This is a genomic window from Rummeliibacillus stabekisii (assembly GCF_007988965.1).
In the GTDB taxonomy this organism is placed as follows: Bacteria; Bacillota; Bacilli; order Bacillales_A; family Planococcaceae; genus Rummeliibacillus; species Rummeliibacillus stabekisii.
Map to the genome: position 1 here is coordinate 550,130 of NZ_BJVD01000001.1, position 23,282 is coordinate 573,411.

Here is a 23,282-nt window from a genome sequence, read left to right on the forward strand (position 1 = left end):
ACCTCCAAGAGTTAATTAAAATTGACCCGCTTTTGATATTGTTCTACCAAAGCTTCATTATTCTTTCCTGCTTTATCCACATTTGCACTAGAAAATACTGGAGCGCGCTCCTCTTTTTCCATAATTATCTCCACCACTTCACTTATCAAAGCATTCAATATGCAAGAACCGATGGTTGTAGAGACAGGACCATATTGCAGATTGCCTCTGTACAGGACGCCATCGCCAACAGGCACATGAGTATCTATTATCACATCTACTACATCCTCAAGCCGTTTGTGTGAAAGGTGCCTTGAAGATTCCCTTGAATAGTTAAGAGACTGAAGCGAGATGGTGGTGATTTTTAACTTTTTTGCTAAAAGTGCAACGTCAATTGGAACAGCATTTCGCCCAGATGTAGAAATAATAAGAAGGACATCTCCATCGTGAAAATCAAAATTTTCTATATGCTTTTCAACAAAATTTGGATCTTTTTCATTTTTAGAAGAAGTGAGCGCACCACTGTGAAGCATAAGGGGTTCTATACTAATTGGTTTGGCAGGAACCAATCCGCCTGCCCTATAAAATGCTTCTTGAGCCAGAAGGTGAGAATGTCCACAGCCAAATAACTGTAAAATGCCCCCTTTGTTCACGCTCTCTGCAATTAGTATCGCTGCCTGTTTTATGGCAGGCATTTCCTTTTCATATACATCTTTTAAAAGATGCGTGACTTCAGCAAAATAATTGTTCATGTGTCACCTCGTAATCTCGCTTATAAACTTATAACGGTCTGCGCGATACACGCTGCGCACAAGTTCAAACGGCCTTCCGTTCGATAAATAACTTGTTCTTTTGATAATCAAGACAACTGCTTTTTGCCCAACGTTTAGATATTTTGCATCCTCTTTTGAAACAATAGCGGCTTCCATCTGCTGTGTGGCATTGTGAATGTCTAGTCCGTATTCCTGCTCAATCAATTGATAGAGAGATCCACTTAGCTGATCTTTGCTTAAGTTTGGGACAAGTTTAACAGGTATATACGTCCTTTCAATAGCCATGGGAAGATGATCCGCATTTCGAATACGCACTATAAAGTATACCTCATCTTCATCGTTTAAACCTAAATCTTGCTTTATTTCAAAAGAAGGTAGTTGTTTCTCAAACAGTACTATATCACTGCTCGGCTCCATACCTCTTGCGATCATATCCTCCGTAAAACCGGTCAAGCCATTGAGCGGCTGTTCAAATTTAGGATCAGCCACAAAAGTGCCTCTCCCTTTTTCCCTATATAGCAAACCACTATTAACTAATCCTGTAATCGCTTGCCTCACTGTCATCCTGCTGACATTGTATGTCTCAGACAGCTCCCTTTCGGAAGGTATAGAAGATCCTTTAATGTACTCGCCAACCGCTATCTTTTCTTTGATGATATCTTCAATCTGTATATATATAGGCACATGCGAATTCCGATCAACCAAATCTATTCAACACCTTTAAATTAATGAACTTACACTACAGATTTTCAATGACGTTGCCTTTTTTAATCGTCTTTTGAATCTTTAAGTCTTTATCCAATAAAACGAGATCGGCGTCATAATGTTCTTTGATTCTTCCCTTGCCAGTCAAATTCAATTGCTTTGCCGCATTGAAGGATGTCATAGCGACAAGTTCTTGTAGTGTACAGTTGGTTGCTTCTTTCATATTTAGAAGAGCTTGATCCATTTTTAATACGCTGCCAGCCAATGCGCCATTCTCTAAATGAGCGCCACTCTCTGTGACATGAACAAGCTGCCCACCTAAATCGTAGTCACCATAGGGTAAGCCTTTCGCTCTCATTGCGTCGGTAATTAAAATAATATGCTCGGCGCCTTTCATTTGATAAGCAAGCTTAACTGATTCCTTATGTGAGTGAATGAAATCGACAATGATCTCTGCTTGAATTTCATGCAGAAGCAATGTACCTCCTACCACGCCTGGATCCCTATGATGGAAGGGGCGCATTTGATTATAAAGATGCGTTCCTTGTTTCACGCCAAGAACTACTGCTTTTTGCACTTCTTCAAAAGTTGCATCTGAATGACCGATAGAAACTACAACGCCTGTCTTTGCGACATTTTCTACAAATTCAAATCCGCCATCTGTTTCTGGTGCTACAGTTACTTCTTTAATCCTGTATCCGCTAAGTTCTTGAAACCGTTGGAATAATGATAATTGGGGTGGAATAATATGCTCGAGCGGCTGTGCACCCGCGCGTTTTTTCGAAACAAACGGACCTTCCAGGTGAACGCCGACCATTTCGGCTTCATCTATCCCACTTTGAAAAACAGCTAAATTTTTTAGTGCTTCTTCTATCGTGTCAATCGATTGAGTCATGGTAGTTGCAAGAAAACTGGTTGTCCCCTCTTTCAGCAGAGATTTCGCCATTATATGAAGCGATTCTGGCGTAGCATCCATTGCATCACTACCAGCTGATCCATGTATATGCAAATCGATAAATCCTGGAAGAAGATATTGGTTAACGCCATCTATCACTTCATCTGCTTCTATCTCTATCAAACGGCCGATGTGTTGAATAACGCCATCTTTTATATAGACGTCATAATTGTCCATACGTTCATCGGCATTTACAAGGGTTACATTTTTTATCAGGCATGTTTGCTTCAAATTTAACATCTCCTAAAGAAAATCCAGGTGTCTAACAGAAAACTTTAAATATAATGTTACATAGCTTTAAAACACTTTATGATTGGAATGAAGTGAAATCAGCTTCTATTCCACATTTAGACCCAAGCTTTCTGGACTGTAGAGTTTTAGCTGATTTCACTTTTATTAAAGCTACAACATTCTTTAATCTGTTGTTATACCTGACTTAAATTTTATTCTTCTAATCTGATGATATTTGATGTTCCATTACGTTGGTAGCCTGTTTTTTCAAGCTTCACGCTTTTATCTTGTGAGTTTGTAAAGATTACAGGTGTCGCAATGGATGGAGCATTTTCTTTAACATATGCCCAGTCAACTTTGATTAAATCATCCCCGCGTTGAATAAGCTGGTCTTGTTTTACTAGCACCTCAAAGCCTTTACCATTTAATTTTACCGTATCAAGGCCGATATGGATTAAAATTTCTATTCCTGTATCCGTTACAAGGCCAATTGCATGTTTTGTCGGGAAGATCATCATCACTTTTCCGTCAACAGGTGATTGTATAACACCGTCTTTTGGCAAAATACCGAAACCAGGACCCATCATGCCAGATGCAAATGCTTGGTCAGGTACTTCTGAAAGTGGAATTACATCACCTGTTACCGGCATAACAAAGTCTTCCGGCAATAAGTTCGTATGTGTAACATCTGTCTCTTCCAATGCTGCTTCACTTACTACATTTTTGGGAGCTGGATTTCCTTTGACGATGCGTTTTTTCATTGCATCTGCCAAAAATTCTACAGACGTACCAATGATGACTTGCAAGTTTGTTTTACTGATGCGCATAACACCACGTGCACCATATTTTTTCAATTCTTTTTCGTTCGCCAAACCCGCATCTTTTACAGTTAAACGAAGGCGTGTCGTACAATGATCCACTTGCACGATGTTTTCCTTGCCGCCTAGCGCTTCAATTGTATGATAAGCTTTTGCATCAAGTACTTCATCTTCTGTTCCTTGCATTGTTTCTGTTTCCTCATCCTCGTCATCTTCACGGCCTGGCGTTTTTAAATTGAATTTTGTTATTAAGAAATAGAAAATTACAAAATAGATAGCGCCAAATGCTAAACCAAGAGGTATAAGCAAGAAAGGTTTTTGTGCGATACCGAGATTCAATAAATAATCTATTAGACCGGCAGAGAAACCAAAACCATCATGAATATTTAATGCAGCCGCTATCATTAAAGAGATACCCGTTAATACAGCGTGCACTGCATATAAAACTGGAGATAAGAACATAAATGTAAATTCGATTGGTTCTGTTACCCCTGTAACAAAAGCTGTTAAGGCGATTGACAGGAACATACCGCCCACAATAGCGCGTTTCTCTTTTTTAGCTGCAAAGTACATAGCTAAACAAGCTGCTGGCAAACCAAACATCATAATCGGGAAGAAACCAGCTTGGAAGAGTCCTGCTGCTGGATCTCCAGCTAAGAAACGAGGAATATCTCCTTTTACTACTTTACCCGCAGCATCCGTAAATTTACCAAAGTCAAACCATACTATTGTATTGATTACATGATGCAAACCAATCGGAAGTAACAAACGGTTTAAGAAACCGTAAACCCCGTATCCAATAGCGCCTGCTCCGATAATCCAGTTACCTGTAGAATCAATAACTCCTTGAATTGGTCCCCAAATATAAGCAAGCAACGCGGCAATTATAGCCATAGTGATCGAGGTTATTATGGGGACAAATCGTTTGCCGCCAAAGAATGAAAGCCACTCAGGAAACTTTACATTATAAAATTTATTATATAAAAGTCCTGCGACAATACCCGAAACAAGCCCTCCGAAAACACCCATATTCAAATCTTTATCTATTTTTTCAAGTACACCTGATAAAACTAAATAGGCTATCGCCCCAGCTAACGCTGCACCCCCATTGTTGTCAAAAGCAAAACCCATCGCAATACCAATAGCAAAAATAATTGGGAGATTACCAATTATTGCATTACCTGATGCTTCCATAACCTTGGCGACAATTTGAATAAATTTCACATGGCTACTCCCAATCATATCAGGCGAGCCAAGCCGAACAAGCAATGCAGCTGCAGGCATGGTTGCAATCGGGAACATTAGCGATTTACCAATCTTTTGCAAGAAACCTAACATTTCAATACACTCTCCTTTGTTTTGGTATAGTTGTCTATACCAATTAGTATAAAGCGTTTTCATACAATAATAAAGTATTATTTTCCTCCAGAAGATATACCCTCTTTTGCTATAAAATATTGCCGGTTTTAAAAAAATTAATCATGTATTTCTAGCATTATATTCCATAAAAAAATCCTCTGATTCTTAGAGAATCACAGGTTATCAATCTTACAATATGAACAAATCCCGATTGTGCCGTCGAGTAATGCAAATAGCCTTGAACCCGCACTCTAGCAGGTGGGTGTCGTATTCGAAACTTTAAAAGTCCCCTACTAAGTAAAGGGCATGTTTGCCATTCCAAAATGAGCAACTCCCAAAGACGATATGTTCGGTCAAGACGATATGAGCTTCAACGAACACCTCAGGATTTGTTGTTAAATACATATTAACACGAAAGTTTTGAAAAATCAAAATAAAAGTTTTTACTCTTTTAATTATTAATCTTTCATTCGTGCTCCTTACATTTCTTTGACTTAATTCTCATCAGTCTTCAATCGAGCTGATAATAATATTAAATCTTGTAAGATAAGAATATATACCACTCTCACACAAGAGTTAAACATAAAAAAAGAGAATCGAGAAATTTTTCTCGACCTCTTTTTTTATCACTTTTAGGTTTAATTATAATTCATCCGCAAGTGTTTTTGTTTTAATATGAAGTTCATCTAATTGCGCTTCTGATACTTCGCTTGGCGCTTCAGTCATTAAGTCGCTAGCAGATGCTGTTTTAGGGAATGCAATGGTATCACGTAGATTATCGCGGCCAGCTAACAACATTACTAAACGGTCTAAGCCGAATGCAATCCCGCCGTGAGGAGGAACGCCGTATTCAAATGCATCCATCAGGAAACCAAACTGTTCATTCGCTTGTTCTTTTGTAAAACCAAGCACTTCGAACATTTTTTCTTGTAATTCTTTTTCGTAAATACGTAATGAACCGCCACCCAACTCGTAACCATTAAGAACGATATCATATGCTTGGGCACGTACTTCACCTGGAGCTGTCGCCATTTTTTCAAGATCTTCTTCAAATGGGCGTGTGAATGGATGGTGTGCTGCTGTATAGCGTCCTTCTTCTTCTGAGTACTCTAGCAGCGGCCAATCAGTGATCCAAAGGAATGCAAATTGAGATTCATCAATTAGACCTAAATCTTTTCCTAATTTCTTACGAAGTGCACCAAGTGAATCTGCAACAACTGAACGTTTATCTGCTACAAATACTAGCGTATCACCTGGCTCTGCACCCATGCGTTCCATTAGTTTTTGGCCAAATTCATCTTGGAAGAACTTGCCGATTGGGCCTGTTAAACCTTCTTCTGTTACTTTCATCCACGCTAAGCCTTTTGCTCCGTAGCGGCCAACGTATTTTGTCAATTCGTCTAAGTCTTTACGAGAATATTTGTCGTTGGCTCCTTTAATGTTCAAGCCTTTAACTTCATTGCCGGCTTCAACTGTTTGAGCAAATACTTTGAAGTTACAGCCTTCTACCACATCAGAAAGTTGGATTAACTCCAATCCAAAACGGACATCCGGCTTATCAGAGCCATAGCGAGCCATTGCTTCGTCATATTTCATGCGTTGGAATGGACGTGGGATTTCAATATCCTTAATATCTTTCATTACTTTTTGAATCAATCGTTCATTTAAGTCTAAAATTTCCTCTTGCGTCATGAAACTCATTTCCATATCTATTTGCGTAAATTCAGGCTGTCTGTCAGCACGCAAGTCTTCATCACGGAAACAACGAGCAATTTGGAAGTACTTTTCAAAACCAGATACCATCAACAATTGTTTGAACAATTGAGGTGATTGAGGCAATGCATAAAATTCACCTTCATGAACACGAGACGGCACAAGATAGTCACGCGCGCCTTCTGGAGTAGATTTTGTCAGAATTGGTGTTTCTACTTCCAAGAAACCTTCATCTTGCAGGAAGTTACGGATGACTTTTGTTACGTCTGAACGCATTTTAAATGTGTTATACATTACAGGACGGCGCAAATCTAAATAACGATATTTCAGACGCAAATCCTCATTTACTACAATACGGTCCTCAATTTGGAATGGCGTTGTTTTGGCTTTATTAATTAATTCAACTTTGTCTACATAAACTTCAACCATACCTGTTTCCATATTTGGATTAATCATATCATCTGCACGGCGTTTTACTTCGCCTTCCACTTCGATTACATATTCTGTACGGAAGCTATCAGCTAAATCAAGCGCTTCTTGTGAGTTTTCTGGAGTAAATACGATTTGTACAATCCCTGAGCGGTCGCGCAAATCAATAAAAATCAAGCCGCCAAAATCTCTTCGGCGTTGTACCCATCCTTTTAAAACCACGCGCTCACCTGCATGTTCGCCGCGTAAAATACCACATTCATGTGTTCTTATAGCCATCTTTACTTTTCCTCCATTTGCTTCTGCTTCTGTTTTGTTAAATATTCTACTAAATCGAAGAACGGCACTTTCTCTTGATCGCCTGTAGCCATATGTTTTACAGCCACTTGTTGTTCCGCTAATTCTGTTTCACCTAGCACGATAACCCATGTAGCCTGTTTTCGGTCGGCTGACTTCATTTGCGCTTTCATTTTGCGGTCCGTGTAATCAAGCTCTGTTGAAATGCCTTTTGCTCGGAATGAGCTAGCTAGCTCAACCGCTTTTAACTTCGCATCTTCATCCATAGCAACAATATACATATCTAACTGGTCTTCAATATTCAACTCTTTGCCTTCTGCTTCCAATGCTAGTAGCAAGCGTTCAATACTCATACCAAAACCAATACCTGGTGATTCAGGTCCACCAATTTCTTCTACTAAGCCGTTGTATCTTCCCCCACCACATAATGTTGTGATCGAACCAAAGCCTTTTGACGTACTCATAATTTCAAATGCTGTGTGATTGTAATAGTCTAATCCACGTACTAGGTTAGGATCCACTTCATAAGAGATGCCTAAGACATCTAAATACTGTTTTACTTTGTCGAAGTAATTCGCAGATTCTTCGTTTAAATAATCTGTCAATGCTGGAGCAGTCGCCATTAACGGATGATCATGATCTACCTTACAATCCAAAATACGTAAAGGATTTTTTTCTAATCGCGATTGGCAATCTTGGCAGAATTCATCAATATGTGGCTTAAAATGATTAACTAGAGCTTCTCTGTGATTTGCACGTACCTCTTGATCCCCAAGTGAATTGATGACAAGCTTCACATCTTGAAGTCCTACCTTGCTATAAATATTCATAGCTAGGGAAATTACTTCTGCATCAATAGCTGGGTCTTTGCTTCCAATTGCTTCTACACCAAATTGAACAAATTGGCGATAACGACCAGCTTGTTGTCGTTCATAACGGAACATTGGCCCTAAATAAGATAGCTTAATCGGCTGATCTGGCTGGCCAAACATTTTATGTTCTACATATGATCTAACAACACCTGCTGTACCTTCTGGGCGCAATGTTAATGAACGATCCCCTCTATCTTTAAACGTATACATTTCCTTTTGTACGATATCAGTGGTGTCACCTACGCTACGCGTATACAATTCAGTACTTTCAAAAATTGGTGTGCGGATTTCTGGATAGCGGTAAAGATGACATAGCTCACGGATAATCTCCTCAACTTTTTGCCATTTTTCTGTTACACCAGGTAATAAATCCTGCGTACCTCTAGGAACTTTAAAATTCATAGTAGAACTCCTTTCTATTTTAAAAAAGATCAACTAGTGCTTAATCCTAACAAAAAAGGCCCTCGCCCCCTGCATAAATGCAAGGGACGAGAGCTCTATAGCTTCCGCGGTTCCACCCTAGTTGATCTAGTATAATGACTAAATCCTCTCAAATCGGATAACGGCCGATTCCGTTTCCCCCTACTAGAACCATGTCCGTTCGAAGAAAAGCCTCTCAAGTGTTATTCACAAATCAGTACGATGGAAAAGCTTGCAGCCACGGCTTATTCCTCTCTAAAAAGTACTTGCTGATTGTTACTTTCTTGGTCTTTGGCGATCAATTTTTTAGATAATACTTATAATATCATTTCTAAGGAATATGTCAACTATTGCTCTATCTTTGTTTGATCTAGGTTTTCTTGTATATTTTATATTTTTTTATCATCAAAATTTTAACAAAATTTAAAAGCTGTATTTATGAAGTTTTCCCGAAAGATGTGGAATAAAGGAAAAATTTTTTATTAAACTATCAAAAAAGTTGTAGTTTTTTATGACTTTTCATCTTACAATGTAGAAAAGGAGGAAAAACATGGATACTAATAATCGAAAGAAAGCGACCATTGTCACACTTTGCTTATTGCTAGTGTTTTCATTATTTGCAGTCATACCAAAAGCAGAAGCTGCTACAGTAAAATTGAAGGTGACAGCGAATGCTTTAAATGTACGAAATGCACCAACTACGTCTAAATCACGTGTCCTTTTTAGCATCAAAAAAAATACTGTTGTCACCAAATTATCCAAAAAGGGTTCATGGTATAAAGTAAAGTACAAAAATAAAACAGGTTGGGCTTCAGCTACTTATTTAAAAGTGGTCAAGCAGACACTACAGCCTCTTAGCAACACAACAAAAGTAGTTTTATCCAAAACAAATGACCTAAACATTCGCAAGAGTAACACTACTTCTTCTACAATAGTTGGAAAAATGCAAAAGGGAGAAAGTGCAACCTATAAGGCTAAAAAAGGCGATTGGGTACAAATTAGTAAAGGATCTATTACTGGGTGGGTAAGCGCTGCTTATGTAACTATTTCTACTAAACCTTCTCTGACAGCAGCTGCAGCTAATTATTATTTCGCGGTGACAGCAAATTCTTTATCTGTACGTGCTGAACCTTATGCCGATTCTAAGCTGCTCACTTATGTAAAAAAGAATGAATCTCTTTTAATTTCACGAATTGCCAGCAATGGGTGGATTGAGGTTACTTATAAAACAGGAAAAAAAGGCTGGGTACTTTCAAAATACGGCAAACAGCAAAAGAAAGAACCAATTACAAATTCTGTTACAATTGTTGTGCCTGAACAAACAACCTACTACTATATTACAGAACCAACAGGTCTCACGATGCGTAACAGTTATAGTGTGAACGCAAAGTCACTTGGACAAACTATACCCAACGAAACTAAAGTACAAATTTTAAAGCAAGCTAGTAACGGTTGGATTTATGTAAAATATAACGATGTAGAAGGATGGATTAACGGGAGCTCATACTATGGCTTTGCTTCAATTGAAAATATTTCTTTTACATCAAGCATACCGTCTAAGACTTCTTACTTCGTAATGAAAGCTGATACATTGAATATTCGTTCACTGCCTTCTACAGTGGCACCTACATTAGGAAAAGCTTCAAAAGGCAATTACTTTAAAATCTTACGTATTTCAAGCAACAATTGGGTACAGGTTCAATATAACTCAAAACAAAAAGGCTGGATCTCAGCGAATACTAGCTCTAGTACCATTACAACAAAAAAACCAACAACTTCTGTATCGAACCCTTTAAAAGGCTCGCTAACAGGGTTGAAAATTGTAGTAGATGCAGGCCACGGTAAACAAGATTCCGGTGCTGTCGGCAATGGAGTCTATGAAAAAACATTGAATCTATATGCAGCACGCGCTGTCAGAGACGCAATCCAAGCAGTCGGTGGTACAGTTTCTATGACACGTAATAGTGATAATGAATTTTTGACACTGGATCAACGTTCGTTCTATGCTGCAAAGGTCGGAGCCAATGCCTTTATCAGTGTTCATCATAATTCTGGTCCTGCAGCAGCAAGTGGTTATGAAAGCTACTATACATCATCTGCTAAGGTTTCTAGCTATAACTTTGCAAAAATAATTAACGATGAAATTACGAAAGCCATAAAAGATGAATATCCAAATTACAATATTCGGAAAGCAAACAATAGCGCGCTTAAAGATAAAAGTCTTCAAGTAACACGCGTGAACTCGGTTGTATCTATTCTCTTAGAGCTTGGTTTTGTTTCCAATAAGGATGACGTCAAGCTTGTGAACACAGATGATTTCCGCGAAACTGTTGCAGAAGGTGTTGTAAATGGGCTTTTAATCTACTTTGGTCGTAACAAGTGATAAAACGAAAATGGAATAGCATATAAAAAACCGAACTATAGTGCGATTATCATCACACTTGTTCGGTTTTTATTTATCTTTGAATTCAAATTCTATTAAAATTATTATTATTTTGTTTTGAAAGGGACGAATTTTGTTTTATCCGATCCTCTTTATATATTAAACGATAACCGTAGCTTCTGGTTCATGCTGAAGCATTTGTTTAATTTGATTGTGCTCATTTAAAATGGCAACTGCTGGTTTATGATTCAAAGCTTCTTCTGCTGTCATATAGCCATAAGCGATAATAATAACTATATCTCCCGGTTGCACGAGCCTAGCAGCAGCACCGTTTAAGCATATAACTCCTGAACCACGCTCTCCAGCAATAGTATACGTTTCAAAACGAGCCCCGTTATTGTTATTTACAATTTGTACTTTTTCGTTTGGCAAAATGCCGACTGCTTCCAATAAATCTTCGTCAACTGTGATGCTGCCGACATAATTCAGATCAGCTTGTGTCACTGTTGCACGGTGTAATTTAGATGTCATCATCATTTTTAACATTTTTATATCTCCTCAGTAGAAAAAAGAATATTATCAATTAAACGCACTTCTGAAAAATAAACAGCAGCAGCGATGATTAATTTTTCCGTATTCGCCTGTACTTCCTGCAAATCCGGATAGCTCCAGACTTCTATATAATCAATCCGGCCGCTTGTATTAGCATGGATATATTCTTTTGCTGTTTCAATGGCTTGTTTTTTATCTTGATGTTGTAAGAAATCTTGTTTTGCCAAAAGTAACGCTTGTTGAATGAAAGGGGCTTCTTTTCTTTCCTCACTTGTTAAGAAAACGTTACGAGAGCTTTTGGCTAGGCCGTCTTCTTCTCGCACAATCGGCACATTGCATATTGTAAGAGGGAAAAAGTAATCCCTTGCCAGCATTTCAATTAGCGCTAACTGTTGTGCATCCTTCTGACCAAAATATGCATTTGTTGGTTGCACAATATGGAACAACTTCGTCACAATTTGCAATACTCCATTAAAATGGCCCGGTCTGCTCGCGCCGCATAATATAGATGTAGCAGGCCCTGCAGCAAATTGAATTCCGCCATCTGTTCCATACATCTCTTCCACTGAAGGAGCAAATAAATAATCTACTCCAGCCTTCTCTGCTATTTCTCGATCCCTTTCCAGATCCCTAGGATAGCTTTCGTAATCTTCATTGGGACCGAATTGAGTAGGGTTTACAAAATCACTCAACACCACTATTTCATTATCTCTTCTTGCTGCATCAATCAGTGATATATGCCCCTCATGCAAATACCCCATCGTTGGAACTAATGCCACGCTTTTATGTGCAGAGTGAAACTCTTTTAGCTCTTCTTGCAATCCTGCAACTGTTGATATTACTTTCATCTTTTTATGCCTCCATACAATTCATCTATCGTCTCTTCAGACATAGTAAATTGATGTTTAGGAGCCGGAAATTCATTGTTTTTTACAGCATTGCAAAATGAAGTGATACCCTTGCTTATTTCTGAAGCAACATCTGCATATGTCTCTACGAACTTTGGCAAATGATGATTGCCATATCTTAATACATCATGATAAACAAGCACTTGCCCATCGACATCGCGTCCAGCCCCAATTCCGATTGTCGGTATGCGTAATTCTTGCGTAACAATTTCAGCTAATTGATGCGGTACACATTCCAAAACGAGAGCAAATGCTCCCGCCTCCTCTAATGCTTTGGCATCTTGGATTAATTTTTTGGCAGCTTCAGCATTTTTACCTTGTACTTTAAATCCGCCTAAAATAGCAGCAGACTGCGGCTGCAATCCAAGGTGCCCCACAACTGGTATACCTGCATTAATCATTCTTTTGATAGAAGGGAGTAACATCCCTGCCCCTTCTACCTTTAAGGCATTTGCACCTGTTTGCTGAAATAAGCGTACTGCATTTTTCAAGGTTTCTGTCTCATCGCCATGGTAACTGCCAAATGGCATATCAACTACGATAAATGTATCTCTTGCTCCATTACGTGTTGCTTTTCCATGATGGATCATATCTTCCATCGTCACATTGACTGTAGAATCGTAGCCTAGTACCACCATCCCAAGCGAATCACCAACCAATATCATATCGACTCTGCTGCTTTCCACAAGCTGTGCAGAGGGATAATCATAGGCCGTAATCATTGTGATTTTCTCGTTCATTTCTTTCATTTTGATAAAATCCGTTGTCGATTTCATTATTTTTCCTCCTTTTTGAAGAGGAAGAAAACAAAACCCTTCTATCTTAAAGGATAGAAGGGCAGAATTTTCGTAAAGCAATCGTTTTCTTCCGTCCCTGTCTAGTCGATCAAGGCAGATCAATTATTGTAATAGTGTCGTTTTGGAGGTACAGTTCCGAGTTGGATACTGTCCTAGACTCACTATAACAAGTTCTATAACAATTGCCAATATTTATTTTTCTAATTCAATGTCAGCTGAGATAATTTCTTTTATAGTTCCATCATCTAACAGCAATTGCAGGACACCATCTTTTGTTATACCGACAGCCTTGCCTATAAATGTTTCACGGAGAGTTGTTGCTTTAATTCGATTGCCGATTGTGCAAGAATTCTTTTCCCACAATGTTTTTATTTTCTCAAAACCTTCAGCTACATATTGCTTACTGAACGCTTCCATATAATAAAGAATTTTTGCTACAAGCGCCGCCCGATCAATTTCTTTACCAAGTGATATACGTAAAGACGTAGCAATCGACGCAATCTCTTCACCAAAATCTTCTTGCTGGTGATTAACATTTATGCCGATCCCCATAATAATCGCATTAACTCTATCGGGATCTGCTTGCATTTCAGTCAATATCCCTGTACATTTCATGCCATTAATCAGCAAATCATTCGGCCATTTTATAGCAGGGCTAACGCCTGTTACATCAAAAATAGCATATGTAAGAGCGACTGCAGCCACCAATGTAAATTGTGGTGCTTGATAAGGTGCCACATCTGGCCGCATAATAATGCTCATCCAGATTCCTTTTCCTTTTTGAGACTTCCACTCACGCATGAGCCTGCCTCTACCTTCAGTCTGTTCTTCACAAATTACTAATGTCCCATCAAGGGCTCCCTCTTGTGCTAACTGATGAGCAATTGTTTGCGTAGATGTCAGCGATTCTTCATAAATAATTTCTCTGCCAAAGCGCTTTGTTTCCAAAAGTGCTTTTATTTTTGATGGGTCAAGGGTATCCGGGCTTTTCTGCAATAGATAGCCTTTTTTACGTGTTGCTTCAAACTCATAGCCCTCTTCTTCTAACTGTTTCATATACTTCCATACCGCTGTACGTGAAATTTGGAGCTCATCTGCCAATTGCTGGCCGGAAATGGGCTTATCTTTTGCAGCTAATAAACGCTTTACAATTTCATATTTAATGGGTGTGTTCACGCAAAAACCATTCCTTTATCTGTTCAGTACTGTTAGACAGCCGATTTTCAAGAATTTCATTTAAAATCCTATTCAGCATTTCTTTTAGCCAAGGCCCACCTCTTTGACCGCTCCACTTTATTAGGTCTTGTCCACTCACTGCCAATTCTTGTTGGGACTGAATCGCTAAGCTACTTTTGATCTGGACTATGTCATACTGAGATGCAGGAGCCTTTACATTCTTGTTTAATTGGCAAGCAAACTCATATGCCGTTTCTAAAATATCTACATCATAGTCAAAGTAATCCCTTTTAGTCCATCCACCATCAATTAGCAATTGAAATGCTTCAACTACTGCTTTAACATATTTCTTTTCACTATTCGAACATTTCAATTGCGACAATATTGAAGCATCGTGATTAGGTTGTAAGAGAGTTAAAAATGCCCACCCTTTTACAGATTTTCCGTTAGGCTTAAAGCATTCCCAAGCCTCATAATGGCTATAATCCCCAGGCAGAAATTGTGACAGACTGCTATTTGAAATATGAAGAAATGCATTTTTCGGATAGCGGCTTATAAAGATTTTATCGAACTCTTGTTTTAAACGTTCCTTGGCAATAAAGCATATGTCTTCCGCCTGCTGTTTAATAGCCTCCAACGTATTGATTTCAATCTGGAACCCTAATTGTGCACTAAACCGTATGGCACGGAGCATTCTTAAAGCATCTTCCTTAAACCGCTTTGTTGGTTCGCCCACCGCTCGGATGATACGTCGTTCCATATCTTCCTTGCCACCATATAAATCAATGATTTCTTCATGGATGGTTAAAGCCATTGCATTAATAGTAAAATCGCGTCTTTTCAAATCTTCAGAGAGGGATGAGACAAACTTTACTTCATCTGGTCGTCTGTGATCCTGATACTTCCCTTCAGTACGATAAGTCGTTACTTCAATAGGGCTGAGCTTATGAATGACTAGCACGGTACCATGCGCAATCCCAACATCTGCTGTATTCGAAAAAAGTGCCTTCACTTCTTCAGGGTGTGCATTTGTTGCAACATCTACATCATGTACCAAATGCCCTCGCAGTAAATCCCTTACAGCACCACCTACAATGACAGCTTCATAGCCATGGTTAATTAATGTTTCCATTACATTAAAGGCTGCTTTCCAGGATTTCTGCTCATACATTTTTCTTTGCCACCTTTTCATAAAGCGCTTCATATTGTTCCACAATATGAGTAGAATGGAAATTTTGCTGGGCTGTTGCAATCGCATTTTCTTTGAAATGACGGTGTTTTTCTTCATCTTGCAACAATTGAGCTGCATATTCTGCAGCTTTTTCTACATCTGCTAAATCAACTATATACCCATTTTCGCCATGTGAAATGACTTCTGGTATACCACCAATATTCGTTCCTATGCCTGGCACGCCACAAGCCATCGCTTCCAACAGAACAAGACCAAATGCTTCTTTCTCAGACATAAGCAATTTTAAATCACTTATAGCATAAAGCTCTGATAGGTTTTCTTGCTTTCCTAAAAAGAGGATATCGTCCGCGAATGGTCCCTTTTTGATCTCATGCATAATCTTGCTCTTCTCAGGCCCATCGCCTACCAATAACAATTTTGCTGGCATTTTTTCTCTTACTTTTAAAAATGTTTGAATAACGTCCGGCACATGTTTGACTTTCCGGAAATTCGAAACATGAATCAGCACTTTCTCATCTTCCTGAATACCAAACTCTTTTTTGAGGACTGTGCAGTCTTGTGGTTTATATTCTCGTTCATCTACAAAATTATAGATGGTCTCAATCGGTTTAGTCGTATCAATTAATTCATATGTCTGTTGCTTTAAAGAATTGGATACAGCCGTGACAATATCCGATTTTTCTATGCCGTATTTAATAGCACTTGTTAATGCTGTGTCATATCCCAACACGGTAACGTCTGTACCATGTAAAGTTGTGACGATTCCTACATTTTCTCCAGCCATATCCCTTGCTAAAGCCGCACATACTGCATGTGGGATAGCATAGTGAACATGAAGCAAGTCAAGTCCCTCACTTTGAATAACATCTGCCATCTTGCTCGCTAAAGCAATTTCATATGGGGGATATTGAAATACAGGATAATTGCTGACTTGTACTTCATGGTAAAAAATATTTGAATACATTTTATTTAATCTAAATGGCATGCTTGAAGTAATGAAATGTATTTCATGGCCTCTTTCAGCTAGCATTTTTCCGAGTTCTGTTGCCATAACACCAGAACCTCCAACAGTCGGATAACATGTGATTCCGATTTTTAATTTTTTCATCCGACCACAACCTTTCTAATCTTCTTGATGTTGTATTAAACGCCAATCCATAAATCCTTCTTGAAGTCCTTTAATTAATACTTCTGCTGTCCCCATGTTGGTCGCTAAGGGGACCTGATACACATCACTTAACCTCATTAAGGCAGAAACATCAGGCTCATGCGGCTGTGCAGTTAGCGGATCGCGAAGGAAGATTATCATATCCATTTCATTGTTAGCGACCATTGCTCCGATTTGTTGATCTCCACCTAAAGGACCTGAACGAAATCGGGTAATGTTGAGCCCTGTCGCTTCCATAATACGTTTACCCGTTGTACCTGTTGCAAACAACTCATGTTGTTGCAATATAGGACGATAAGCTGTCGCAAATTGTATGATATCTTCCTTTTTCTTATCATGTGCAATTAAAGCTATTTTCAATTGCCACACCCCTTTTATAGAATATTTTCAAGTCCATATACAAACTGGTTCAATTCCAGTACTTTTTCAATTGATAAGGTTAAGCCTGTCATAAAGGAATTGCGGTCAAACGAATCATGTCTTATGGTTAACAATTCCCCTGTGCCACCGAATAATACTTGCTGATGGGCAACTAATCCAGGCAGCCGCACACTATGTATACGCATGCCATCAAAATCGGCTCCGCGAGCTCCTTCTAATGTTTCACGCTCAGCCTCAGCTCCTTGACGGCGCGCCATACGATTTTCTTTAATCATCTGTGCGGTTTTTAGGGCTGTCCCTGATGGCGCATCCAATTTACCATCATGGTGCATTTCAATAATTTCTGTATCAGGAAAATAGGACGCAGCCATCTGAGCAAACTTCATCATTAAAACTGCCCCAATAGAAAAGTTTGGAGCAATAATGCAACCAATGCCTGCACTTTCTGATAAATACCTTAATTCTTGTAATTGGCTCTCCGTAAATCCAGTTGTGCCAACAACAGGCCGCACACCAGCAAAAAGTGCTGCCTTGGTATGTATAAATCCTGCTTCTGGTACAGTCAAATCAACGAAAACATCTGCTTGTACCGTTTCAAATAATGTTTGTATTGATGAAAAGACAGGAACACTATAAGTGGCGTCAAATTCCTGATACTGTGCTAAATTGGGAGCAATATTTTTATAATCAAACACAGCTACTAATTCCATCTTATCATCTCTCATTACAGTATGTACTGCATTTTGACCCATTTTGCCTCGGGGGCCTGCAATTGCAACTCGGATTACCATTTTCATCGTCCTTTCTCATTTCTACCATATATTTTATCTATTGTAGGCTTCTAGTTGAAAAAACCTTGGAAATACATGATAATATATTCTTGTGTTGATTTTTAGGTATTTCTACTAATAATGTAACATCTATTTGCCTTAATTACGATAAAGGACAATTATTTTTGTACATTTAAAGCTATTATATTCTATAACAAAAAGATGAGGTGAAGCTTATGCCAAAAATTAAAGTTAAAAATACATTATTTATTATTTTAGGCGCAGCATTATTCAGTTTCGGTTTTGTCCACTTTAATATACAAAACCATTTAGGTGAGGGCGGTTTTAATGGTATAACGTTAATTCTTTATAATGTATTAGGATGGGATCCAGCAATACTCAATTTAGTTTTAAATATCCCCATGTTTGTCATAGGATGGAGAATCCTTGGCAAAAAAACTTTTGTTTATACAATTATCGGAACTGTTTCGGTATCAGTATTTTTAAAAGTTTTCCAAATTTATCAATTCCCTATCGACTTGCACGATGATATGTTTTTAGTGGCGCTATTCGCCGGCGTATTCCTAGGCGCTGGTCTCGGCATCATTTTCCGTGTCGGAGGTACAACTGGTGGAGTTGATATTATTGCAAGGCTTGCAAATAAGTTTTTCGGATGGCCGATGGGTAAAACTATGTTTATGTTTGACGCTATCGTCATTATTTTATCTTGGTTAACATACTTGGATGCACGGTCTGTTATGTATACGCTAGTCTGTGTGTTTATCACCGCACAAGTAATCGATTTTGTACAAGAAGGTGCATACGCTGCGAAAGGTGCATTCATTATTTCTAAAAATAGTGATGAAATTGCAGCAAAGATTACTAAACAAATGGATCGTGGTGTTACTTTCCTAAAAGGTTATGGTTATTATACAAAAGAAGACCGAGAAGTTCTCTATTGTGTAGTGGCAAGAAATGAAATGTTTAGGCTAAAAAGCATTGTACTATCAGTAGATCCGCATGCATTTGTATCAGTTTCTGAGGTTCATGATGTAAGTGGTGAAGGTTTTACACTCGATAATCAAAAAAATCCGCTTGAATAACACAATTACATGCATATAAAAAAAGCGAAGGGCCTAAAATGGCCCTTCGCTTTTTTTACTCGATCTTCGAATTAATCATCATTATTATTGCCCATACCTGTATAAATGAGCAACAAACGTAGTAACTCCATAACAGCTGTAGCAGCTGCTGCTACGTAGGTTAATGCTGCAGCACTTAAAACCTTGCGCGCATGAGGTTCTTCTTCATTTCTTATAATCCCTAAGTCCACTACTTGATGCATTGCTCGTCTTGAAGCATCAAACTCTACTGGCAACGTTACAATTTGGAAAAGCACACCAACTGCTAATAATACGATGCCGACTAACATTAATTGATGCATCGCGGTACTAAACATACCAATCATAATGAAAATCCATGAAACATTGGATGAAATATTAGCTGCAGGAACCAATTTAGAACGTAGCGTCAAGAAAGCATATGCTTCTTTATGTTGAATTGCATGGCCGCATTCATGAGCAGCTACAGCCGTACCTGCGACTGATGCATAATCATAGTTATCTGCTGAAAGAGCTACTGTTTTGCTCGTAGGATCATAGTGGTCTGATAGGACACCTTCTGTTCTTACTACACGAACATTGCTCAATCCATTGTTATCCAATATAGTTCTTGCTACTTCTGCACCTGTCATGCCAGAAGTAGAGCGTACTTCAGAATAACGCCGGTAGGTTTTCATTACTTTTCTCTGCGCATAAAGCGGCAGTAACATTAGTACAAGAAAATAAACGATATACATCGCTATTGACAAATAAACCATCCTCCTAATACTTACTTAATACTATTTTAATGGTTGTCGATTTTACTATCAAATAAAAACCTTTTTTTCATGGACCAATATGCAAGCGCAATACATAAAATGGATAACCAAAAAGTAAAGTAGCCAATCTGTGCAATATAATCAGATAGCATACTATAAATAGGCATTTGGCCAAACACATAGTCAATGATGACATCATGCAATGTCCAAGCTCCCGCAATAGCTACATGGATTAAACGAAACTTATATTTCGGGATATACAGAACACCTTGTACTGCCATAGCAAAATGAGAAATCACAAGCATCCAGCCATCGTAGCCGATTGATCCTAATTGTTGTAATGCCAACAGGTTCATTACTACAGCCCAAAGTCCGTATTTTACCAATGTAATCAATGCCAAAGCCTCTATTAAACGAAAGTGTTTCCCGAATAACCAGAATATAATGGCTATAGAGAAAAACAATGTTGCAGTAGGGCTATCAGGCACAAAAATTCTAAATATCGGCTTTGTATCAGCCAATTGACTACCATACCAAATATATCCGCCAATTGTTCCCAAAACGTTCACAACCAATAGTATCCATAAAAAGGCTTTGTGTGTTAAATACTGCCATATAATAAAACTAAACTTCATGTTGTCCTCCTGGTTATTTCCTTCATTCTTTATTTTGTATGTAATATTACTGTATATGTATTGCTTTCTGATTTTCCTTAATTGTTGTCATAACAGATTCTTATTTACTGTAGAAAAAAAGAGCCAGTTTCCTGACTCTTCTCTCCATATTATTCAGCTTTTAATTCAGAAATGAATTTAGCTAATTTCTGTAAATCTTCATCTGAACCTTTATATTGTCCAGGTGGCATACCGCCTTTACCTTCATGAGCGATTTTTGCAATCTCATCAGGAGATAAACCAGTATTTGTCAGGTTTGGACCTGCTCCACCTTGAAGTTTATCACCATGGCAGTTAATACAAGATTGTTTTGCATATACTTTATAGCCAGGGTCTTCTTGGTCAATTTCAACTTCTTTCACAATTTGACCTTGCTTCTTAGCAGCAGCCCAGTCATGGTTTACAACAGATTCCCAAGTTAGGTAAACCATAGAAGCTAGCGCTAATAGCATAAATGCTACTGGAAGTGGGCGTTTAAGCGGTTTGCGTTCAGGACCTCTATCTAAGAATGGAGCTAACATTAAAGCACCAATTGCGATAGCAGGCACTACAATTGCACCAATTGTATTATAAGGGCCTGAAGCATATTCATATTTAAGTAATTGGTATAAGAATAAGAAATACCAGTCTGGCATTGGAATGTAACCTGTGTTTGTTGGATCCGCTTGTCCTTCTAGTGGCGACGGATGGGCAACAGTCAAGATTAAATACCCAACTAAGAATACAGCACCAACCATCCACTCTTTTAATAAGAAGTCAGGCCAGAACGGTTCTGTTTTGCCAGGATATTCGGAATAATCGGGTGGGTAAACGCTTTTATTGTTCTTTTCTTGAACACGCGAATCCCCTACGAATTTCATTCCTTTTCCTTTATGCATTTTGTCCCCTCCTTAAGGAAATATTAATGGCATTGTAAATCTTACAATGGGCCAGATATCCCTTGTCTACGAATCATGATAAAGTGAGCTGCGAGCAGTGCAAGTAAGCCTGCTGGCAAGAAGAATACATGAATCGCAAAGAATCTAGTTAGTGTTTGAGCACCGATGATTGTTGCATCACCAGCTAATAAGATTTTTATAAGTTCACCAATAAACGGTACTGATGCTGCAATTTGAATACCTACTTTAGTAGCAAATAATGCTTTCATATCCCAAGGAAGCAGGTAACCTGTAAAGCCAAGGCCTAACATTACACAGAAGATTAGAACCCCAACGATCCAGTTCAATTCACGAGGTTTTTTATATGAACCTGTGAAGAATACCCGTAATGTATGAAGGAACATCATAACTATTACGAGAGAAGCGCCCCAGTGGTGCATACCACGCACGATTTCACCGAATGCTACCTCATTTTGGAGATAGTAAACTGATTTCCAAGCATTTTCAATATCCGGTACATAGTACATTGTTAAGAACATACCTGATAAGATTTGAATAACAGTAACGAAGAACGTTAACCCCCCGAAACAATATACGAATGCAGAGAAATGATGTGCAGGGTTTACGTGCTCTGGAACTTCATGGTCGGCAATATCACGCCAAATCGGTGTAATATCTAGGCGTTCATCGACCCAATCATAGATTTTATTAAGCACTGACGTCGTACCCCCTTACAATTATACTAATGTGTTTGCTCTTGTTTTTCCGATCATTACTAGACCGTCTTTTACTTTTACTTCAAATTCGTCTAACGGACCAAGTGGCGGTGTACCCGGAATATTTTTACCGTTTTTCTCGTAACGACCTCCGTGGCATGGGCAGTAGAATTGGTTTTTAAATTCTGGGCTGCCGTTCCAGTTGACAGTACAACCTAAGTGTTTACATACAGGTGAAAGTGCGATAATTTTATCGCCATCTTTATAAACCCACGCTGTATCTGTAACATCAGATTTGTACCAAGCGTCAACTTGCTCGAACTTAAAATCAACTTTTACAGGAGTTTCTGATAGCTCTGATGCTTTTTTATCAGTCATTACAAAATCTCCGCCAGCTTTCTTTTCTAGAACTGGGTCGATTGCAAAGCGAGCCATTGGCATAAGCATACCTGCTGCCATAAAACCACCAACACCTGTTAGTGTATAGTTCAAAAATTGACGTCTTGTGACACGATTGTTACTCATCCTTTTCCCCCCTCTAACTTCAGGTCAGTCCAATGGACAAACTTATACAAAATAGTAATACTAGGACATATCTATGATATATCAAGTAAAATGTTAGGTCAATAACGCTTTCAATTGTTTTAGACAGTTTTGTGAACATTTATCGAAAAAAGTGAAAGTTCCAATTGTTGATAACCTTCCTGCATACTATCGCTCTTAATCTGACAGTCCTTCATAATCCTGTTATAAAACAGCAGTTTAGGCTATTAGCATTTAGTATACAATTTTATTGATTTGACCATTTAGCCGATAACATTGGAATAACTTGTCGTAATTGGTCGCTAAGCACTTGTTGTCTAACTTTTTGATCCATATCGCTTAAAGGTATGGACGGCAACCACAAAACATCCTTCTCCGGCGCTAATTGTGTCCATTCATGATCACTTGTAATGAAGAAAACATATGTAAAACCGCTCGCTATTAACTCGTCATGCATAGCCGCTATCAATTCTTTTCTGTTTAAAGATTTGGTATATGTAACAGGTGAAGTTAATACAACCCTTCCTTTAAATTGCTGTTCCAGAAAATTTGTTAACGACATTAAGAATTCTGCCCCAGATGCACTCTGTTTTATACCTATTTCTGTTCCTTCTAACAAAACTAATGGAACGATTGCTGTATCTATAAATTGTTTATTCTTTAAAAATTCATCTATATCCTTGCTTGTCCAAAACATACTAACTCCTCCTCAAG

At 38.5% G+C, this 23,282-nt stretch carries 22 protein-coding genes, 1 other RNA gene and 1 other annotated feature; of the genes, 2 read left to right on the plus strand and 21 right to left on the minus strand.

Annotation, left to right across the window (positions count from 1 at the left end; all coding sequences use genetic code 11):
* Positions 1-11: 11 nt before the first annotated feature.
* The 7 genes from RST01_RS02795 to hisS all read right to left on the minus strand — a co-directional run bounded on the left by RST01_RS02795 (position 12) and on the right by hisS (position 8,533).
* The gene (locus RST01_RS02795) at positions 12-731 is read right to left on the minus strand and encodes a sugar isomerase domain-containing protein (protein WP_147193915.1); all 720 of its coding nucleotides are present in this window, start codon (positions 729-731) and stop codon (positions 12-14) included.
* Positions 732-734: 3 nt separating this feature from the next.
* On the minus strand, positions 735-1,457 hold the full coding sequence (locus RST01_RS02800; RefSeq protein WP_147193917.1) for a GntR family transcriptional regulator: 723 nt from the start codon (positions 1,455-1,457) through the stop codon (positions 735-737).
* Between the two features lie 34 nt (positions 1,458-1,491).
* Positions 1,492-2,643, minus strand: a complete 1,152-nt coding sequence (gene nagA / locus RST01_RS02805) for an N-acetylglucosamine-6-phosphate deacetylase (RefSeq protein WP_244946633.1) — start codon at positions 2,641-2,643, stop codon at positions 1,492-1,494.
* A 212-nt stretch (positions 2,644-2,855) separates the two neighbouring features.
* The gene (gene nagE, locus RST01_RS02810; RefSeq protein ID WP_147193921.1) at positions 2,856-4,799 is read right to left on the minus strand and encodes an N-acetylglucosamine-specific PTS transporter subunit IIBC; all 1,944 of its coding nucleotides are present in this window, start codon (positions 4,797-4,799) and stop codon (positions 2,856-2,858) included.
* Positions 4,800-5,020: 221 nt separating this feature from the next.
* A non-coding RNA gene (ssrS, locus tag RST01_RS02815) (6S RNA) lies at positions 5,021-5,212 on the minus strand.
* A 250-nt stretch (positions 5,213-5,462) separates the two neighbouring features.
* Positions 5,463-7,241 carry an aspartate--tRNA ligase gene (gene aspS / locus RST01_RS02820; protein WP_066786127.1) on the minus strand — a complete coding sequence of 593 codons (1,779 nt, stop codon included), beginning with the start codon at positions 7,239-7,241 and terminating at the stop codon, positions 5,463-5,465.
* A 2-nt stretch (positions 7,242-7,243) separates the two neighbouring features.
* Positions 7,244-8,533: a histidine--tRNA ligase gene (hisS, locus tag RST01_RS02825; protein ID WP_147193923.1), complete on the minus strand. Its 1,290-nt coding sequence runs from the start codon at positions 8,531-8,533 to the stop codon at positions 7,244-7,246.
* A gap of 79 nt (positions 8,534-8,612) precedes the next feature.
* Positions 8,613-8,852: a binding site (T-box leader), on the minus strand.
* A 249-nt stretch (positions 8,853-9,101) separates the two neighbouring features.
* Between hisS and RST01_RS02830 the strand changes: the two genes are divergently transcribed.
* Positions 9,102-10,934, plus strand: coding sequence for an N-acetylmuramoyl-L-alanine amidase family protein (locus RST01_RS02830; protein ID WP_147193925.1), 1,833 nt, complete (start codon positions 9,102-9,104; stop codon positions 10,932-10,934).
* Between the two features lie 159 nt (positions 10,935-11,093).
* Here RST01_RS02830 and panD read toward each other — a convergent pair whose 3' ends face one another.
* From panD to dapB, 8 genes are all read right to left on the minus strand, one after another.
* Positions 11,094-11,480 carry an aspartate 1-decarboxylase gene (gene panD, locus RST01_RS02835; RefSeq protein WP_066786117.1) on the minus strand — a complete coding sequence of 129 codons (387 nt, stop codon included), beginning with the start codon at positions 11,478-11,480 and terminating at the stop codon, positions 11,094-11,096.
* Positions 11,481-11,482: 2 nt separating this feature from the next.
* Complete coding sequence (gene panC, locus RST01_RS02840; RefSeq protein ID WP_147193927.1) at positions 11,483-12,334, minus strand: pantoate--beta-alanine ligase; 852 nt, start codon at positions 12,332-12,334, stop codon at positions 11,483-11,485.
* Positions 12,331-13,170: a 3-methyl-2-oxobutanoate hydroxymethyltransferase gene (gene panB, locus RST01_RS02845; protein WP_066786110.1), complete on the minus strand. Its 840-nt coding sequence runs from the start codon at positions 13,168-13,170 to the stop codon at positions 12,331-12,333. The genes panC and panB overlap by 4 nt, the downstream gene beginning before the upstream one ends.
* 213 nt (positions 13,171-13,383) lie before the next feature.
* Complete coding sequence (locus tag RST01_RS02850) at positions 13,384-14,367, minus strand: biotin--[acetyl-CoA-carboxylase] ligase (RefSeq protein ID WP_147193929.1); 984 nt, start codon at positions 14,365-14,367, stop codon at positions 13,384-13,386.
* Complete coding sequence (locus RST01_RS02855; RefSeq protein ID WP_147193931.1) at positions 14,351-15,538, minus strand: CCA tRNA nucleotidyltransferase; 1,188 nt, start codon at positions 15,536-15,538, stop codon at positions 14,351-14,353. Before RST01_RS02855 ends, RST01_RS02850 begins: the two co-directional genes overlap by 17 nt.
* The gene (gene bshA / locus RST01_RS02860; protein WP_147193934.1) at positions 15,531-16,667 is read right to left on the minus strand and encodes an N-acetyl-alpha-D-glucosaminyl L-malate synthase BshA; all 1,137 of its coding nucleotides are present in this window, start codon (positions 16,665-16,667) and stop codon (positions 15,531-15,533) included. Before bshA ends, RST01_RS02855 begins: the two co-directional genes overlap by 8 nt.
* A 15-nt stretch (positions 16,668-16,682) precedes the next feature.
* The gene (gene mgsA / locus RST01_RS02865; protein ID WP_147193936.1) at positions 16,683-17,087 is read right to left on the minus strand and encodes a methylglyoxal synthase; all 405 of its coding nucleotides are present in this window, start codon (positions 17,085-17,087) and stop codon (positions 16,683-16,685) included.
* Between the two features lie 14 nt (positions 17,088-17,101).
* The gene (dapB, locus tag RST01_RS02870) at positions 17,102-17,899 is read right to left on the minus strand and encodes a 4-hydroxy-tetrahydrodipicolinate reductase (protein ID WP_147195080.1); all 798 of its coding nucleotides are present in this window, start codon (positions 17,897-17,899) and stop codon (positions 17,102-17,104) included.
* 215 nt (positions 17,900-18,114) lie between these two features.
* Here dapB and RST01_RS02875 point away from each other — a divergent pair, with 215 nt between their 5' ends.
* The gene (locus RST01_RS02875; protein ID WP_066786098.1) at positions 18,115-18,981 is read left to right on the plus strand and encodes a YitT family protein; all 867 of its coding nucleotides are present in this window, start codon (positions 18,115-18,117) and stop codon (positions 18,979-18,981) included.
* 71 nt (positions 18,982-19,052) lie between these two features.
* Here the strand turns inward: RST01_RS02875 and RST01_RS02880 are convergent, their stop codons facing one another.
* The 6 genes from RST01_RS02880 to RST01_RS02905 all read right to left on the minus strand — a co-directional run bounded on the left by RST01_RS02880 (position 19,053) and on the right by RST01_RS02905 (position 23,265).
* The gene (locus tag RST01_RS02880) at positions 19,053-19,757 is read right to left on the minus strand and encodes a zinc metallopeptidase (RefSeq protein ID WP_443096414.1); all 705 of its coding nucleotides are present in this window, start codon (positions 19,755-19,757) and stop codon (positions 19,053-19,055) included.
* Positions 19,758-19,783: 26 nt separating this feature from the next.
* Positions 19,784-20,392: a lipoprotein heptaprenylglyceryl N-acetyltransferase LhaT gene (gene lhaT / locus RST01_RS02885; protein WP_147193938.1), complete on the minus strand. Its 609-nt coding sequence runs from the start codon at positions 20,390-20,392 to the stop codon at positions 19,784-19,786.
* Positions 20,393-20,541: 149 nt separating this feature from the next.
* Entirely contained in the window at positions 20,542-21,309 is a 768-nt protein-coding gene (locus tag RST01_RS02890) for a menaquinol-cytochrome c reductase cytochrome b/c subunit (RefSeq protein ID WP_066786093.1), read from the minus strand.
* A 41-nt stretch (positions 21,310-21,350) separates the two neighbouring features.
* Complete coding sequence (gene qcrB, locus RST01_RS02895) at positions 21,351-22,025, minus strand: menaquinol-cytochrome c reductase cytochrome b subunit (protein ID WP_066786091.1); 675 nt, start codon at positions 22,023-22,025, stop codon at positions 21,351-21,353.
* A 21-nt stretch (positions 22,026-22,046) separates the two neighbouring features.
* Entirely contained in the window at positions 22,047-22,550 is a 504-nt protein-coding gene (locus tag RST01_RS02900) for a QcrA and Rieske domain-containing protein (protein WP_066786089.1), read from the minus strand.
* Between the two features lie 265 nt (positions 22,551-22,815).
* Positions 22,816-23,265, minus strand: a complete 450-nt coding sequence (locus RST01_RS02905; RefSeq protein WP_066786086.1) for a DUF2487 family protein — start codon at positions 23,263-23,265, stop codon at positions 22,816-22,818.
* Positions 23,266-23,282: the final 17 nt, after the last annotated feature.